This is a genomic window from Streptomyces sp. NPDC004658 (assembly GCF_040609555.1).
Taxonomy (GTDB): Bacteria; Actinomycetota; Actinomycetes; order Streptomycetales; family Streptomycetaceae; genus Streptomyces.
The window spans coordinates 1-16069 of record NZ_JBEXKG010000080.1; the positions used below are offsets into that span (position 1 = coordinate 1).

Sequence of the window (16069 nt, forward strand, 5' to 3'; positions counted from 1 at the left end):
GGGCGGAGACGTCCAGGACTCCGGCCGCGCTGTTCTGCACGTACTTGCGCAGCCAGTCGGAGTGGAGCAGCCCCTCCTGGACGTCCACCCTTCTGTGGTCGGTGTCGGTGGCGGCGCCCGGCACCAGGCATGATCGGCCTTGCCGTATCGGGGGTGATTGCGGAGGATTCCGTATGGGGACCGGGGCCCCCGTGCCGGCATCGGCAGGGGCGGACCGCTACCCGGAGTGACAACAGGAGACAGCGATGTCCCAACAGGCTCACCCCCCTTATGAGGCCGCTGAGCCCGAGACCCCGAATCTCGATTTCGCGGGGACGACGCCGTACGAGGACTACGTCAAGGCGGACGTCCTCACCCATCTCCAGCACACCCTCTCCGACGACCCCGGAGAGATGGTCTTCCTGGTGACCACCCAGGTCATGGAGCTGTGGTTCACGGTCATCGTGCACGAGTGGGAGACGGCCGCGCAGGCCCTCCGCGCGGACGACGTGCCGACCGCGCTGGCCGCGCTGAAGCGTTCCGTGCGCGAGCTGGAGGCCCTGAACGCCTCCTGGAAGCCGCTCGGTCAGCTGACCCCGGCACAGTTCAACTCCTACCGCGGCGCCCTCGGCGAGGGCTCCGGCTTCCAGTCGGCGATGTACCGGCGCCTGGAGTTCCTGCTCGGCGAGAAGTCCGCGTCCATGCTCGTCCCGCACCGCGGCGCCCCGCGCGTCCACGCGGAACTGGAGAAGGCGCTGCACGAGCCGAGCCTGTACGACGAGGTGGTGCGGCTCCTCGCACGCCGCGGCCACGCCATCCCCGACTCCGTGCTGCACCGCGACGTCTCCCTGCGCTACGAGCCCTCCGACGCCGTCGAGGCGGCCTGGGCCGAGATCTACTCCGGCGACCAGAACGCCGAACTCGCCCGCCTCGGCGAGGCGTTGAGCGATGTGGCCGAACTGGTCTGGCGCTGGCGCAACGACCACCTGGTGGCCACCCGGCGCGCGATGGGCGCCAAGGCCGGCACGGGTGGCTCCGCCGGTGTGGCCTGGCTGGAGAAGCGCGCCCGCAAGAACGTGTTCCCCGAGCTGTGGACGGCGAGGTCCCATGTCTGAGCTGCCCCTGCTCGCGAAGGAGCTGGACGAGGCCGACGAACTGGCCGCCCTGCGGGACCGCTTCGTCCTCGACGAGGTGGTCTACCTCGACGGCAACTCCCTCGGCGCCCTCCCCGCGCACGTCCCCGACCGGGTCGCGGACGTCGTCCGCCGCCAGTGGGGCGAACTGCGCATCCGCTCCTGGGAGGAGAGCGGCTGGTGGACGGCGCCCGAGCGGATCGGCGACCGGATCGCCCCGCTCGTCGGCGCGGCGCCCGGCCAGATCGTCGTCGGCGACTCCACCAGCGTCAACGTCTTCAAGGCACTGGTCGCCGCGATCCGCATGGCGGGCGAGGACCGCGACGAACTCCTGGTGGACGCGACGACCTTCCCCACCGACGGCTACATCGCCGAGTCGGCGGCCCGGCTCACCGGACGCACCCTGCGCCCGGTGGCCCCGGCCGAGGTGCCGTCGGCGCTGAGCGAGCGCACCGCCGCCGTGCTGCTCAACCACGTCGACTACCGCACCGGCCGGCTGCACGACCTGCCCGCGCTCACCGCCGCCGTCCACGCCCGCGGGGCGCTGGCGGTCTGGGACCTGTGCCACAGCGCGGGCGCGCTGCCGGTGGGCCTGGACGAGCACGGCGTGGACCTCGCCGTCGGCTGCACCTACAAGTACCTGAACGGCGGCCCGGGTTCCCCCGCGTACCTGTACGTGCGCCGGGAGCTGCAGGACCGCTTCGACTCCCCGCTGCCCGGCTGGAACTCCCACGCCGAGCCGTTCGGCATGAGCCCGTCGTACACCCCGGCGGCGGGCGCGGTGCGCGGCCGGGTCGGCACCCCGGACATCCTCTCCCTGCTGGCGCTGGAGGCCGCCCTCGACGTCTGGGACGGGGTGTCCGTCGAGGCCGTCCGCGCCAAGTCCCTGGCGCTGACGGACTTCTTCCTGCGGTGCGTGGACGAGTACACCGAGCCGGGCCGGGTGGAGTGCGTGACCCCCGGGCGGCACGCGGAGCGGGGCAGCCAGATCGCCCTGCGCTGCCCGGACGCGGGCGAGGTGATGAAACGCCTGATCGCCCGGGGCGTGGTGGGCGACTTCCGGCACCCGGACGTCCTCCGCTTCGGCTTCACCCCGCTGTACGTGGGCTTCCGGGACGTGGAGCGGGCGGCGCGGGTCCTGGGGGAGGAGCTGACGTAGGGCGGGCGCGGGGGCGGGCGCCGGGCGCGGACCCGGTTCCCCCGCCCCCGCACCGGGCCGTTCGGGGTACGGAGCACCGGGCCACCTCACCCTGCGTCAGATCCCCGTGTCCCCGCACGTCACCGGCCTGGTACCGTCCCCGCCAACGGCCGATTCCCCACCTGGTCCGCCAAACCCTCCGCCAGTGCCGAAAGCCTGGGCGGTCCCCATCGTCGCTGAGAGGTTGGAGCATGCCGGACGACGCCGCCGCAGCCCGCGCCGCCGCCGAAGAGGAGTCGGCCTTCTCGCACTCCCCGGTCGACCCCGACGTCACCGCCGCGTACGGTGACCACCCCGACCAGGTGATCGACTTCTACGCTCCCCGCCCCGGCCCGGACTCCGCCGCCCCCGGCGCCCTCGCCCCGCTGGTCGTGGTCCTGCACGGCGGCGCCTGGCGCGCCCGCTACGACCGCCGCCACATCACCCCCTTCGCGGACTACCTGGCCCGCAGGGGCTTCGCGGTGGCCAACGTCGAGTACAGACGGGGCGGCGAGGAGCCGGCCGGCACCCCGGACGACGGCACCCCGCCGGCCGGCCGCTGGCCCGACACCTTCGACGACGTGGCGGCGGCCCTGGACGCCCTGCCGGCCCTGGTCCGCGCGGCGCTGCCGCAGGCGGACCCGCGCCGCACGGTCCTCACCGGCCACTCGGCGGGCGGGCATCTGGCGCTGTGGGCGGCGGCCCGCCATGTCCTCCCCCCGGACGCCCCGTGGCGCACCGACGGCCCGGCCGATCTGCGGGGTGTCGTCGCGCTCGCCCCGATCGCGGACTTCGAGGTGGCGGAGAAGCTGGAGGTCTGCGCGCACGCGTCCCTGCAACTCCTCGGCGGACCGGAAGCCTTCACCGGCCGCCGCCCGTACGCGGACCCGGTGCTGCTCCTGCCGACGGGCATCGCCACGACCCTCGTCCAGGGCCGCACCGACCTGGTCGTACCCCAGCCGGTGGCCGAGTCCTACGCGGATGCCGCGGCGAAGGCGGGCGAGATGGTCGGCCTGACCCTCCTGGAGGACGTGGGCCACTTCCCGCTGATCGACCCGGCGGCGGACGCCTGCGCGGTGGTGGCGGAGGAGATCGCCCAGCTCGCCTGGTGACAGCCGGCGTACCCCACGGCCTCCGTAGTACTTGAGACGGACCCCCGAGGACCCCCCTCCAAGGGGACGACCGGGAGTCCGGTGCCCGCTTACCGTGTGGCACGTGACGGAGACGACCCACACGCAGACGACACCGCCGGGCGCGGCCGGCCGGCCGCGCAGTCCTGAGTTCCGGCTGGCCGTGGACGCCCTGCGCGGCCTGCGGCAGGACCTGTTCCACGAGGCCTTCGCCTACCGGCCGCTGCCCCGCATGGCGGTGGACGGCCGCCTCACCCGCCACCTGTCCGACCGGATGCGGGCCCGCGCGGCCTGGACCCCGCACGCGGTGGTGGTGGCCGGCGGGCTCGTGGCGCTGCTCGTCGGCACGGTGGACACCGACATCGGCGGGCCGTCCCTGCTGTGCGGGCTGCTCGCCCTGGCCCCGGTGCTGCTGACCCTGGTGCGTCCGGTCGGTGCGTTCTGGCTGTCGTTCGCCGCGACGACGGTCGCCTCGGTCTTCAGCGGCGACTGGGGCGGCCGGCCCTGGCCGCCGGGCGGCTTCGTCTCCCACCTGCTGGTGCTCACGATCGTGGCGTGCCGGACCCGCCCGCGCACGGCGGGCTGGATGTGGCTGCTCACCGCGCTGTACGGCTTCTGGGCCGAGACCCTCTTCGGCTACGGCAACGACAACACCGACACCGGCCCGATGCTGGTGCTGTCCGCGCTGGCCCTGCTGGTCGTCACGGTCCGGCACGTGCGCCGGGAGGCCGAGCAGGAGGTCACCGCCCAGCAGTCGGTGACCGAGCACGAGCGTTCGCGGCGCACCCTGCTGGAGGAGCGCACGACGATCGCCCGGGAGCTGCACGACGTGGTCGCCCACCACATGTCGGTGGTCGCCATCCAGGCGGAGGCCGCGCCGTACCGGGTGGAGAACCCGCCGCCGGAGCTGGAGAAGGCGTTCGCCACCATCCGGGAGAACGCGGTGGCGGCGCTGACCGAGCTGCGCCGGGTGCTCGGGGTGGTCCGCGCCGAGGACTACGAGGCCCCGGACGCCCCGCAGCCCACCCTGGCCGACCTGGACGGGCTGCTCGCGAACGTGCGGGAGGCCGGTCTGGAGGTGGAGAAGGCGGTGACCGGCGCCGTGCGGGAGCTGCCGCAGGGGGTGGAGCTGTCGGCGTACCGCATCGTGCAGGAGGCGCTGAGCAACACCCTGCGTCACGCGCCGGGGGCGGGCGCACGGGTGGAGATCGGCTATGTCCTGGGCGGTCTGGGCCTGCGCATAGTCAACGGCCCGGCGCCGGCGCCGCGTCTGGTCAAGCCCTCGCCCGGGGCCGGGCACGGCATCACGGGCATGCGGGAGCGGGTCTCGATGCTGAACGGCGAGATGACGGCGGGTGCCACGGACGAGGGGGGCTACGAGGTGGCCGTGTTCCTGCCGGTGCCGGCGGCGGCCCCCGCGATCGAGGGCGGGGCATGACGATCCGTGTGCTGATCGCGGACGACCAGATGATGGTCCGCGAGGGATTCTCGGTGCTGCTGAACGCGATGCCGGGCATCGAGGTCGTCGGTGAGGCGGTCAACGGGCGGGAGGCGGTGGACCGGGTCCGCGAACTGTCCCCGGACGTCGTCCTGATGGACATCCGCATGCCCGAGCTGAACGGCATCGAGGCGACCCGGGAGATCGTCGCGGCCGACGAGACGGCGAAGGTGCTGGTGCTGACCACGTTCGACCTGGACGAGTACGTGTACCAGGCGCTGCGCGCGGGAGCCTCCGGCTTCCTCCTCAAGGACGCCTCGGCGCGCCAGCTGGCCGACGGGGTGCGGGTGGTGGCGGCGGGCGAGGCCCTGCTGGCCCCCACGGTCACCCGGCGCCTGATCACGGAGTTCTCCCGCCTGGCGGACAGCCCGCGGCTGGTGCCGGCGGCCCAGGCGGCGTACGGGGAGCTGACGGAACGTGAGACCGAGGTACTGGTCCTGATCGCCCAGGGCCTGTCGAACGCGGAGATCGCCGGCCGCCTGGTGGTGGCGGAGTCGACGATCAAGACCCATGTGAGCCGGATCCTGGTGAAGCTGGGCCTGCGCGACCGCACCCAGGCGGCGGTGTTCGCGTACGAGGCGCGGCTGGTGACGCCGGGCTGACCTAGCGTCATGTCACGTGCGTGGCCCCTCTGTTGCCGACTAGTGTTCGAAGGTGTATGCATGCGGATCGCATGTGCGAACGGCTTCGAGGTGACGGGAAGGCGCACGGGGGATGGGCTACGTTCTGCCCGGATGGGCCGACGAGATCCTGGACTTCATCGGGATCAACTGGCCGAACGTCGACGAGGACGACTACCGCGAAATGGCCGACGCCATGCGGGACTTCGCGGACAAGTTCGAGGGCCATGGCGGTGACGCGCACCTGGCGGTGTCCCGGATCCTGTCCTCGTCGCAGGGGTGGGCCGTCGATGCGATGGAGAAGCACTGGTCGCACGTCAAGGCGGGGCACCTGGAGAAGGTCCCCGAGATAGCCCGGCTGTTCGCGGACGCGTGCGATGTGGTCGCGGACATCATCTTCGGGATGAAGACCAAGGCCGAGATAGAACTCGGCGCGATGGCCGCCTCGTTGGGCATCTCGGTGGGTCTGGCCGTCGTCACCGGTGGTCTGTCGGCGGTCATCGGGGCGGCCGAGACCGCGGCCCTGCGCCAGGCGGTCAAACGGATCATCGACGAGGCCGCCGACCGGATCGTGGACGAGCTGGTGGCGCGGGTGACCGAGCCGGTCAACGCCAAGCTGGAGGCGATGGTCGAGGACATGGTCTTCGACCTGGTGGACGGCGCCTTCTCGCTGCCGCCCGCGCCGGGCGACGGTCACTCGGACGGCGCCGGCGGCCCGGGCGGGCCCGGCGGCAGGCACGGCGGCGGCATGCAGCTGGCCTCCGCCGGAGGCGGCGGCGGGGCCGGCGGCGGGGGCGGGGCCGGCAAGCGGACCGTCATCGACCACGTCGAGTTCGAGGACGGCGCCGGCAAGGTCTCCTTCCACGGTGGCGAGCTGCACCGGGCCGGCTCGGGCTCGCTGGTGAAGGCCCGGGGCGCCTTCGGCCGCACGCACGGCAGGGACCCCTTCACCAAGGCCTTCGACTCGGTCCTCGAAGGCGCCCTGAAGGGCACGGAGAAGGCCCTGTCCAAGATCGCCAAGCATGTCACCGAGACCATCCCGGAGCGGGTGAAGGCCACCTCCCGCCTGCACAAGGGCATCGACCTCGGCGTCCGCGACCGGGTCAACGCCATCGACGGCGGCAAGAAGGGCGGCGACGGCGGCGGCCACGGGCGGGCCGGCGGACCGGGCCGCAGGCGCCCCCCGTCGCTGCGCACGGCGCTGGACAGCGTCCGCGAGAAGGCGATCGCCCTGGGGCAGCGCCGCTGCAAGACCGACCCGGTCGACCTCGCGAGCGGCGAGATGGTGCTCTCCCAGACGGACCTCGCTCTCCCCGGCGTGCTGCCACTGGTGGTGTGGCGTACCCACATATCCGGCTACGGGTACGGGCACTGCTTCGGCCCCGGCTGGGCCTCCACCCTGGACGAGCGGCTGGAGCCGGCCGGCACCGGCGCGGTGTGGGCCCGCCCCGACGGGTCCCTGCTCGTCTATCCGCGCCTGCCGCACGAGGCGGGCGAGGAGGTGCTGCCGACGGAGGGCGAGCGGATCGCCCTCACCTTCGTGGAGCGTTCGGCGCTCGGCGAGGTCACGTACGCCACGACCGACATCCGCTCCGGTCTGACCCGCCGCTTCACCGGCAGCCCGTACTCCTCGGGCGGCCTGTACTGGCTCACGGACATCGAGGACCGCAACGGCAACGGCATACGGTTCGTCCGCGACGACGACGGCCTGCCCACGACCCTCGTCCACGAGGGCGGTTACCGGGTGCGCGTCACCCGGGACGCGGATCTCGCCCGGGTCACGGCCCTCGACGTGCAGACCCCCGACGGCCCGGTCCGGGTGGCCTCGTTCGCGTACGACGCGTCGCACGACCTGGTGGGAGTCTCGGGCTCCCGGGGCGTGCCCCTGCGGTTCACCTACGACGACGAGCACCGCGTCACCTCGTGGACCGACCGCAACGGCCACACGTACCGCTATGTGTACGACCCGGCCGGCCGGGTCGTGGAGACGATCGGCCCCGACGGCGCGCTCTCCTCGCGCTTCGCCTACGACACCGCCGCCCGCGAGACCCGCTTCACCGACTCCACCGGCGCGGTCACCGTCACCCGCTTCAACCAGCTCCGCCAGACGCTCAGCGAGACCGACCCGCTCGGCAACACCGTGCACTTCGAGTGGGACCGTTACGACAACCTGCTGTCCCGCACCGACGAGCTGGGACACACCTCCCGGTTCACGTACGACGACGCCGGCAACCTCCTGACCGTCCACTACCCGGACGGACGCCGGGCCTCGGCCACGTACAACGCGCTGCACCTGCCGGAGACGACGACCGGACCGGACGGCAGCGTGTGGCGCAACGTCTTCGACGAGCGGGGCAACCGCACCGCGGTCGTCGCCCCGGACGGCACCGCGACCACGTTCACCCACCACGTGACGGGCGCCGTGGCCACGGTCACGTTCCCGACCGGCGAGACGGAGACCCGCACCCACGACGAGGCGGGCCTGACCCTCTCGGTCACCGACCCCCGCGGCGCCACCTACACGGTGCGCCGGGACGTCTTCGGCCGGCCGTACGAGTCGGTCGACCCGGCGGGTTCCGTGACCCGGCTGGAGTGGACGGCGGACGGCTGGCTGACCCGGCGTACGGCACCGGACGGGGCCACGGAGTCGTGGACGTACGACGAAGAGGGCAACTGCCTCACCCACGCCGACCCGCTCGGCGGCGTGACCCGCTTCGAGTACACCTGGTTCGACCTGCTCGCCGCACGCACGGGCCCGGACGGGGCGCGGTACGCGTTCACGTACGACACCGAGCTGCGGATCAGCACGGTCCGCAACCCGCAGGGAAAGGTGTGGAGTTACCGGTACGACCCCTCCGGCCGCACCGACTCGGAGACCGACTTCGACGGACGCACCACGCGCTACGAGTACGACGCAGCGGGCCGCCTGGTCGCCCGGACGACACCGCTCGGTCAGCGCATCGCCTTCACCTTCGACGCGGTGGGCAATGTGCTGGCGAAGGACGCCGGCGGAGTGGTCACCCGCTACACCTACGACGAGGCCGACCGGCTGGTCGCCGCCGTCTCCCCGGCCTCCTCGCTCACCCTGGAGCGCGACGCCCTGGGCCGTCTGCTGGCGGAGACCGTCGACGGGCGCAGCATGCGGTTCGGTTACGACCGGCACGGCGAACTGATCTCGCGCACCACACCGACCGGGGCCACGACGTCGTACTCCTACGACAGCGCGGGCAACAGGGTGCGCGTGGACCTCGCCGGACACACGGTCGGCTTCACCCACGACCTGCTGGGCCGCGAGACGCGGCGCACGGTCGGCCCCGGGCCGGCACCCGTGACGCTCATCTCCGAGTGGGACGTGACCGGCCGCCTCGCGGCCCGGTCGCTGACGACGCCCCGCGGCACGCTCCGCGACCGCTCCTACGGTTACCGGGCCGACGGTTTCCTGACGGACATCACGGACCGGCAGGACGGGCCGGCCTGGCACATCGACCTCGACCCCGTGGGGCGTCCGCTCGGCGTCACCGCGGGCGACTGGTCGGAGCGCTACGCCTATGACGCCGCCGGGAACCAGACGGACGCCCACTGGCCCGACCGGGCGCCCCACTCCGGGAGCCGTGGCACGCGGGTCTACGACGGGACGCGGCTGCTCGACGGGGACGGTGTGCGCTACGAGTACGACGGCGCCGGACGTGTCGTGCTGCGCCAGAAGCGGCGCCTGTCCCGCAAGCCCGACACCTGGCGGTACACCTGGGACGCGGAGGACCGCCTGGTCTCCTGCACCACTCCCGACGGCACCGAGTGGCGCTACACCTACGACGCGCTCGGCCGCCGCACCGCCAAGCACCGCATGCGCCCCGACGGGCGGGGCGTCGCGGCCACGGTCCGTTTCGCCTGGGACGGAACCCAGCTGGCCGAGGAGACCGACACGGCCACCGGCGTGACGCTGACCTGGGAGTACGAAGGGCCGCAACCGCTGGCCCAGTTGGAGCGCCGGCTGCCGGCCGACGCCGGTCAGTGCGAGGTGGACAGCCGGTTCTTCGCCATCGTCACCGACCTCGTCGGCACCCCGACCGAACTCGTGGACGAGCGGGGCGACGTCGCCTGGTACAAGCGCTCCACCATCTGGGGCATCACGGCCCGCAACCGCGACGCCCGTGCCCATACGCCGCTGCGCTTCCCCGGCCAGTACGCCGACCCCGAGACGGGCCTGCACTACAACCTGCACCGGCACTACGACCCCGAGACGGCCCGCTACGTCTCGGCGGACCCGCTGGGCCTCGTACCCGCCCCGAACCCGGCCGCGTACGTCGTCAACCCCTGCACCTGGATGGACCCGGAGGGTCTGGTCGCCAAGGGGTGCACGCAGGACGGCGGATGGTACGGCGGACTGCTTCCGTCGAACCGGATGGCGAACGGCCAGAAGTACCCGCAGAAAATGGAGGTCAATCACATCCCGGCCAAGTCCGCGTACAAGGACGTCATCGAGCCCGGTTTCTACATAGCCAACAAGCCCCACAAAAAGCAGAAGGTCAACAACGGACCGGCCATCCGCATGGAGCAGGCCGACCACGAGAAGCTGTACAGCACGGGTTACCACCTGCAGGCCCAGGCCTGGCAGCAGTATCAGCGTGAGCTGATCAACCAGGGGCGCATCACCGAAGCCATGCGGATGGACATCGACGACATCAAGCGGCGGTTCCCCGGTAAGTACGATCGGCACATCGAGGAGATGGTGGCCGGCCTGAAGCACAACAAGCCGCTTCAGGACATGCTCAAGAAGCGAGGCTGGACCATCGACGAGAGCGCCCTGCTGGCGTGAGGATCCGGGGCGCGTGATCGAGGGAGTGAACATGGAACTGGAACTGGTGCCGCATGTCGGCGTCGGGCGTTTCCGGCTCGGCATGTCGGTCGATGAGGCGCGCGCAGCAGCGGAGGAGTGGGGCCTTTTCCGGACCGCCTCCGCCGACGAGGAGCCGGGGCAGATCGTCCTCACGCACGACGACTCCCAGATGGACATGGTGCTCGGTTTCAGCAAAGGCACCCTGAGCGGAGTGGAGCTGATCCGTTTCCGGAAGGAGGACGCCGATGTCCGGGTGATGCTCGACGGGCTCGACGTCTTCCGCACCCCGAGTGAGGACCTCTTCGAGCAACTCGCGGCACGGGGCCACACCATCGAGGAGAACGACCTCGGCTTTGACGCCCTGCCCGAGCTGAAGGTGATCCTCGCGAACCAGAGCAGCTACGAGTACCCGGTGGACGAGGAGGGCGACCCCCTGTACTACGACTACGTCCTCGTCGCGGACCAGATCTGAGCGCACGTGCACGTCGACATCAGCCCGCACGCCGGCGTCGGGCCCGTCGTGTGAGCCGTGAAGGTCCGCACCGTGCGGGCAGGCCCCCCTGGTCAGACGTCGCCCGGCGCGCTAGCGTCCCCGCATGGCAGGCCCCGACGACCTCGCGTTCGATCCCTGGGACCCGGCGTTCGTCGCCGACCCGTACCCGGCCTACGCGCAGCTGCGGGCTCGCGGCCGGGTGATCCGGTACGAGCCGACCGACCAGTGGCTGGTCCCGCACCACGCGGACGTCTCGGCGCTGCTGCGCGACCGCCGGCTGGGCCGGACGTACCAGCACCGCTTCGGCCACGAGGAGTTCGGCCGTACCCCGCCCCCGCCGGAGCACGAGCCGTTCCACACCCTCAACGACCACGGCATGCTCGACCTGGAGCCGCCGGACCACACCCGGATCCGGCGGCTGGTGTCGAAGGCGTTCACCCCGCGCACGGTCGAGCGGCTGCGGCCGTATGTGCGGGGCCTGGCGGACGACCTGGTGGCCGCCCTGGTCGGCAACGGCGGCGGTGATCTGCTCGCGGACGTGGCGGAGCCGCTGCCGGTGGCCGTGATCGCGGAGATGCTGGGCATCCCGGAGGCGGACCGGGGGCAGCTGCGCCCCTGGTCGGCGGCGATCTGCGGCATGTACGAGCTGAACCCGTCCGAGGAGACGGCGGCGCGGGCGGTGCGGGCGTCGGTGGAGTTCTCCGGCTTTCTGCGGGAGCTGATCGCGGCCCGCCGCGAGGAGCCGGGCGAGGACCTGGTCTCGGGGCTGATCGCGGCGCACGACGAAGGGGACCGCCTCACGGAGCAGGAGATGATCTCCACGGCGGTGCTGCTCCTCAACGCGGGCCACGAGGCGACGGTCAACGCGACGGTGAACGGCTGGTGGGCGCTGTTCCGCCACCCGGACCAGCTCGCGGCCCTCCGCGCCGACCACTCCCTGATCCCCTCCGCGATCGAGGAGCTGATGCGCTACGACACCCCGCTCCAGCTCTTCGAACGCTGGGTCCTGGACGACATCGAGATCGACGGCACCGTGATCCCGAGGGGCTCCGAGATCGCCATGCTCTTCGGCTCCGCCAACCACGACCCGGCGGTCTTCACCGACCCCGCCCGGCTGGACCTCACCCGGAAGGACAACCCGCACATCTCCTTCAGCGCGGGCATCCACTACTGCATCGGCGCCCCCCTGGCCCGCATGGAGCTGGAGGCATCCATGACGGCCCTCCTCCGGCAGGCCCCGGCCCTGACCCTGGCCGAGGAACCGGCCCGCAAGCCGAACTTCGTGATCCGTGGCCTGGAGGGACTGCGCGTGGAGGTGCGCTGAGCAGGAGTCCCCCCGCTCCCCCTGCCTCAGACCGTCATGTCCCTGCGCCGCAGCCCCGCCAGTCCCGCCGCCGTCAGCAGCGCGGCCAGGCCCAGCAGGGTCAGGACCGGGGCCCACTCCAGCGGGCCGCCCGGCAGCTTCGGCAGGTGGGTGAAGGGGGAGAGGTCCAGCACGGACCGGGGGGCGTTCAGGGCCGGGCCCACCCAGCCGAGCAGCAGGAGTGCCACGGCCACGCCCCAGGCGGCCGGGGCCAGGCGGGGGGTGAGGGCGTAGAGGAGCAGGGTGACGGCGCCGGTCAGCCAGATCGCCGGGAGCTGGACGAGGCAGGCCGCCAGGAGGGGGCCCGGCCGTCCGCCGTGGCCCAGGGTGAGCCCCAGGCCGGCCAGGAGCATGAGCAGGGCCGAGCCGCCGAAGGCGGTCACCAGGTGGCCCGCGGCCCAGCGCAGACGGCTCACCGCGCAGGCCAGTACCGGTTCGGCGCGGCCCGAGGTCTCCTCGCCGTGCAGGCGCAGCACGGAGGCGACGACGTACAGCGCGGCGACCATGCCGAGCATGCCGGTCATCGAGGCGAGGAAGGCGTCCGTGATCCCGCTGTGCCCGCCCGTCCGCTCGAAGATCCGCCGCGCGCCCGCGTTGTCGCGGACCAGGTCGGCCGCGCCGTCCGTCAGGCCGCCGTAGACGACACCGGCGACGAGGAAGCCGGCCGACCAGCCGAGCACGCTGCCGCGTTGCAGGCGCCAGGCCAGCGCGCCCGCCGTGCCGAGGCGACCGGTGGCCGGTCCCGGCCGGGTCGGCAGGAAGCTCATGCCGGTGTCCCGGCGCCCGGTGAGGACGTGGGCCAGCGCGCCCTGCGCGACGACGGCCGCCGCGAACAACGCCAGCACCCACCAGCGCTCGCCCGCGAACGGGCGCAGGTTCTCCAGCCAGCCCAGCGGGGACAGCCACGTCAGCACCGAGGAACCGTCGTCCGTGACGGAATCCCCCGCCGCCCGCAGCACGAACGCCGCCCCGAGCACCGCCGCCGTCAGGCCCCGGGCCAGCCGGGCGCTCTCCGTGAGCTGGGCGACGACCGCCGCCGTCGTCGCGAACAGCAGGCCGACGCCGGCCACGCCGAGGCCGAAGGCCAGCGCGCCCGAGGCGCCCTGCGCGGACAGCCCGGCGGTGATCAGCAGGGCCAGCACGGCGTTGGCGGTGGCCGCCGTCAGCAGGGCGGCGGTCAGCGGGGTCCGGCGGCCCACCGCGCCCGAGGAGAGCAGCTCCTGGCGGCCGGTCTCCTCCTCGTCCCGGGTGTGGCGGACGACCACGAGCAGGCTCGTCACGGCCGCGAGCGCGCCCGCGTAGACGCCGACGCGCCAGGCGGTCAGGGCGCCGAGCGAGTCGCCGAAGACCGGTCCGACGAGCGCGCGCAGCGAGCTGTTGGTGCTCATCTGCCGCAGCAGGTCGGCGCGTTGGGCCTCGGTGCCGTACAGGCTGTGCAGCGACTTCGGCATGGACAGGACCATCAGCGCGTTCACCGCGATCCAGGCCGGGAGCAGGGCGCGGTCGCGGCGCAGCGAGAAGCGCAGCAGCGTGCCGGTGCCGGCGAGCGCGGTCATGCCGGCACCCCGTCCCTCTCGGTGTCCTGGTAGTGCCGCAGGAACAGTTCCTCCAGCGTGGGCGGTGCGGAGGTCAGGGACCGTACGCCGGACTCGGTCAGCTGCCGCAGGACGGCGTCCAGCCGGTCGGTGTCGACCTGGAGGCGCACGCGCCGGCCCTGGACGTCGAGGCCGTGGACGCCGGGGAGCCGGTCCAGCCCGTCGGGCGGCCCGGCGAGTTCGGCGGTCACGCTGGTCCGGGTCAGATGGCGCAGGTCGGCGAGCGTGCCGCTCTCCACCGTGCGGCCCTTGCGGATGATGCTGACCCGGTCGCACAGCCGCTCCACCTCGCCGAGGATGTGGGAGGAGAGCAGGACGGTACGGCCGCGCTCCCGCTCCTCCTCGACGCAGCGCCGGAAGACCTCCTCCATCAGGGGGTCCAGGCCCGAGGTCGGTTCGTCCAGGATCAGCAGGTCGACATCGGAGGCGAAGGCGGCGACGAGCGCGACCTTCTGCCGGTTGCCCTTGGAGTACGTGCGGCCCTTCCTGGCCGGGTCCAGTTCGAACCGGTCGAGCAGTTCGGCGCGCCGGCGCGGGTCGAGTCCTCCGCGCAGCCGGCCGTAGAGGTCGATGACCTCGCCGCCGGAGAGGTTGCGCCACAGGGTGACGTCACCGGGCACGTAGGCGATCCGGCGGTGCACCTCGACCGCGTCGCGCCAGGGGTCGCGGCCCAGCACCTGGGCGGCGCCCCGGTCGGCGCGCAGCAGGCCGAGGAGTACGCGGATCGTCGTGGACTTGCCGGCGCCGTTGGGGCCGAGGAAGCCGTGGACCTCGCCCGCCTCGACGTCCAGGTCGAGGCCGTCCAGCGCATGCGTACGGCCGAAGGACTTGTGCAGCCCGGAGACCGTGATTGCCTTGGTCATGCCGTCGAACGTACGCTTCTTTCAGAAATTTGTGAAGTTACGGAATCTGGTGAATGCCGGATAGGCTGAGGGCATGACGGAGCCGACAACGCGACGGGACCCGGAGGCGGTCTCGCGGTTCGTGGAGCACTTCGCGGCCCAGCTCGTCGAGGCGGGCGTGCCGCGCATGCCGGCCCGCGTCCTCGCCGCGCTGCTCGCCTCGGACACCGGCACCCTGACCGCCGCCGAGCTGGGCGAACAGCTGAAGATCAGCCCGGCGGCCGTGTCCGGTGCCGTGCGCTACCTCGCCCAGGTCCACCTGGTGTCGCGCGAGCGCGAGCCCGGCTCCCGGCGGGAGCGGTACCGCGTGCACAGCGACCAGTGGTACGAGGCGCTGACCAACCGCGAGACGATCATCAAGCGCTGGGAGGACGCCCTGCGGGAGGGCGTCACGAGCCTCGGCGCCGACACCCCGGCGGGTCGCCGGCTCGCCGAGACGCTGGACTTCTTCGAGTTCATCGAGCGGGACGTGGCGGGGATGATGGAACGCTGGCGGGTGTACCGGGAGAAGAAGTACGGGGCAGCGTGAGCGCCCACGCGCCCGCCAGGACCCGCCACGTCCGCCGCCGTACCGGGCCCGAGACCGCCGCGTCCGCCCGGTAGCGGAAGTCCGCTCCGGTGACCGTCACGGTGTGCCCGGAGGCCAGCAGCGGGGTCGCCTCCGCGCCCACCGACAGGGGCCGCACCTCCACCGACGCCGTCCCGGTCCGGCCCGGTGTCACCGACACCGCCTCCACCGGCTGGTCCAGGTCCACCACCGTCTCCCCGTCCACCTCCACCCGCAGCCGGGTCACGCGCGGGGACGGTACGGCGGACAGCCGGACGGTGCGGGGGGCGAGGGTGCGGGCCAGGGAGCGGTACCAGGGCCGCTCCCCGGCGACCGGGACCGGCTCGGCGGCGGCCGGCCGCGCCGGCGGAATGCCCAGCGTGCCCAGGACGACCCCGTCGCTGTCGTCCACCAGCAGGTCCAGCCGCCGCGCCGCGCCGTCCAGGACCGCCCGCGCCGCCGCCACCGTCCCGCCGGGCACCCCGAGCGACTCCGCGAGCGCCGCGTCCCCCACCGGCACCACCGACAGCGCGCATCCGGCCAGCTCCCGCTGCCGGTGCAGCAGGGTGACGGCCCGCACCAGCGCCCGGTCGTCCCCGATCACGACCGGCCGCCGGGACCCCCTCCGGCCGAGCGCGCGGGCGAATTCCTCCGGGCCGTCCGGCAGGCACACCTTCGCCGCCGCACCCGCGCTGAGCACGTCTTTCGCGATCCGAACGGACTCTGCGTCCGCCTGCCGTGCCGATGGATCGATGATCACCAGCAGCTGATCGGACGTCGCGAAAGTCGCCACCT

At 72.9% G+C, this 16069-nt stretch carries 12 protein-coding genes; 9 read left to right on the forward strand and 3 right to left on the reverse strand.

What is annotated here, in order from left to right:
* Positions 1-245 precede the first annotated feature (245 nt).
* The 8 genes from ABZV94_RS24745 to ABZV94_RS24780 all read left to right on the forward strand — a co-directional run bounded on the left by ABZV94_RS24745 (position 246) and on the right by ABZV94_RS24780 (position 12191).
* Complete coding sequence (locus tag ABZV94_RS24745) at positions 246-1094, forward strand: tryptophan 2,3-dioxygenase family protein (protein WP_356343758.1); 849 nt, start codon at positions 246-248, stop codon at positions 1092-1094.
* Positions 1087-2271, forward strand: coding sequence for a kynureninase (kynU, locus tag ABZV94_RS24750; protein WP_356343759.1), 1185 nt, complete (start codon positions 1087-1089; stop codon positions 2269-2271). Before ABZV94_RS24745 ends, kynU begins: the two co-directional genes overlap by 8 nt.
* A gap of 230 nt (positions 2272-2501) precedes the next feature.
* Positions 2502-3401, forward strand: a complete 900-nt coding sequence (locus ABZV94_RS24755; protein ID WP_356343760.1) for an alpha/beta hydrolase — start codon at positions 2502-2504, stop codon at positions 3399-3401.
* 103 nt (positions 3402-3504) lie between these two features.
* Positions 3505-4857, forward strand: coding sequence for a histidine kinase (locus ABZV94_RS24760; RefSeq protein WP_356343762.1), 1353 nt, complete (start codon positions 3505-3507; stop codon positions 4855-4857).
* Complete coding sequence (locus ABZV94_RS24765; protein ID WP_356343765.1) at positions 4854-5519, forward strand: response regulator transcription factor; 666 nt, start codon at positions 4854-4856, stop codon at positions 5517-5519. The genes ABZV94_RS24760 and ABZV94_RS24765 overlap by 4 nt, the downstream gene beginning before the upstream one ends.
* A gap of 112 nt (positions 5520-5631) precedes the next feature.
* Entirely contained in the window at positions 5632-10353 is a 4722-nt protein-coding gene (locus ABZV94_RS24770) for an RHS repeat-associated core domain-containing protein (protein WP_356343767.1), read from the forward strand.
* Positions 10354-10366: 13 nt separating this feature from the next.
* The gene (locus ABZV94_RS24775; protein WP_356343769.1) at positions 10367-10846 is read left to right on the forward strand and encodes a hypothetical protein; all 480 of its coding nucleotides are present in this window, start codon (positions 10367-10369) and stop codon (positions 10844-10846) included.
* A gap of 124 nt (positions 10847-10970) precedes the next feature.
* The gene (locus tag ABZV94_RS24780) at positions 10971-12191 is read left to right on the forward strand and encodes a cytochrome P450 (protein ID WP_356343771.1); all 1221 of its coding nucleotides are present in this window, start codon (positions 10971-10973) and stop codon (positions 12189-12191) included.
* 26 nt (positions 12192-12217) lie between these two features.
* On the opposite strand, the gene ABZV94_RS24785 is transcribed toward ABZV94_RS24780, so the two are convergent.
* Together ABZV94_RS24785 and ABZV94_RS24790 are read right to left on the reverse strand one after the other, a co-directional pair.
* Positions 12218-13786: an ABC transporter permease gene (locus ABZV94_RS24785; protein WP_356343773.1), complete on the reverse strand. Its 1569-nt coding sequence runs from the start codon at positions 13784-13786 to the stop codon at positions 12218-12220.
* On the reverse strand, positions 13783-14688 hold the full coding sequence (locus tag ABZV94_RS24790; RefSeq protein ID WP_356343775.1) for an ABC transporter ATP-binding protein: 906 nt from the start codon (positions 14686-14688) through the stop codon (positions 13783-13785). The genes ABZV94_RS24785 and ABZV94_RS24790 overlap by 4 nt, the downstream gene beginning before the upstream one ends.
* A gap of 73 nt (positions 14689-14761) precedes the next feature.
* Here ABZV94_RS24790 and ABZV94_RS24795 point away from each other — a divergent pair, with 73 nt between their 5' ends.
* Positions 14762-15256, forward strand: coding sequence for a MarR family transcriptional regulator (locus ABZV94_RS24795; protein WP_356343777.1), 495 nt, complete (start codon positions 14762-14764; stop codon positions 15254-15256).
* Here ABZV94_RS24795 and ABZV94_RS24800 read toward each other — a convergent pair.
* Entirely contained in the window at positions 15183-16067 is an 885-nt protein-coding gene (locus ABZV94_RS24800; protein ID WP_356343779.1) for a diacylglycerol kinase, read from the reverse strand. The genes ABZV94_RS24795 and ABZV94_RS24800 overlap by 74 nt on opposite strands.
* Positions 16068-16069 lie beyond the last annotated feature (2 nt).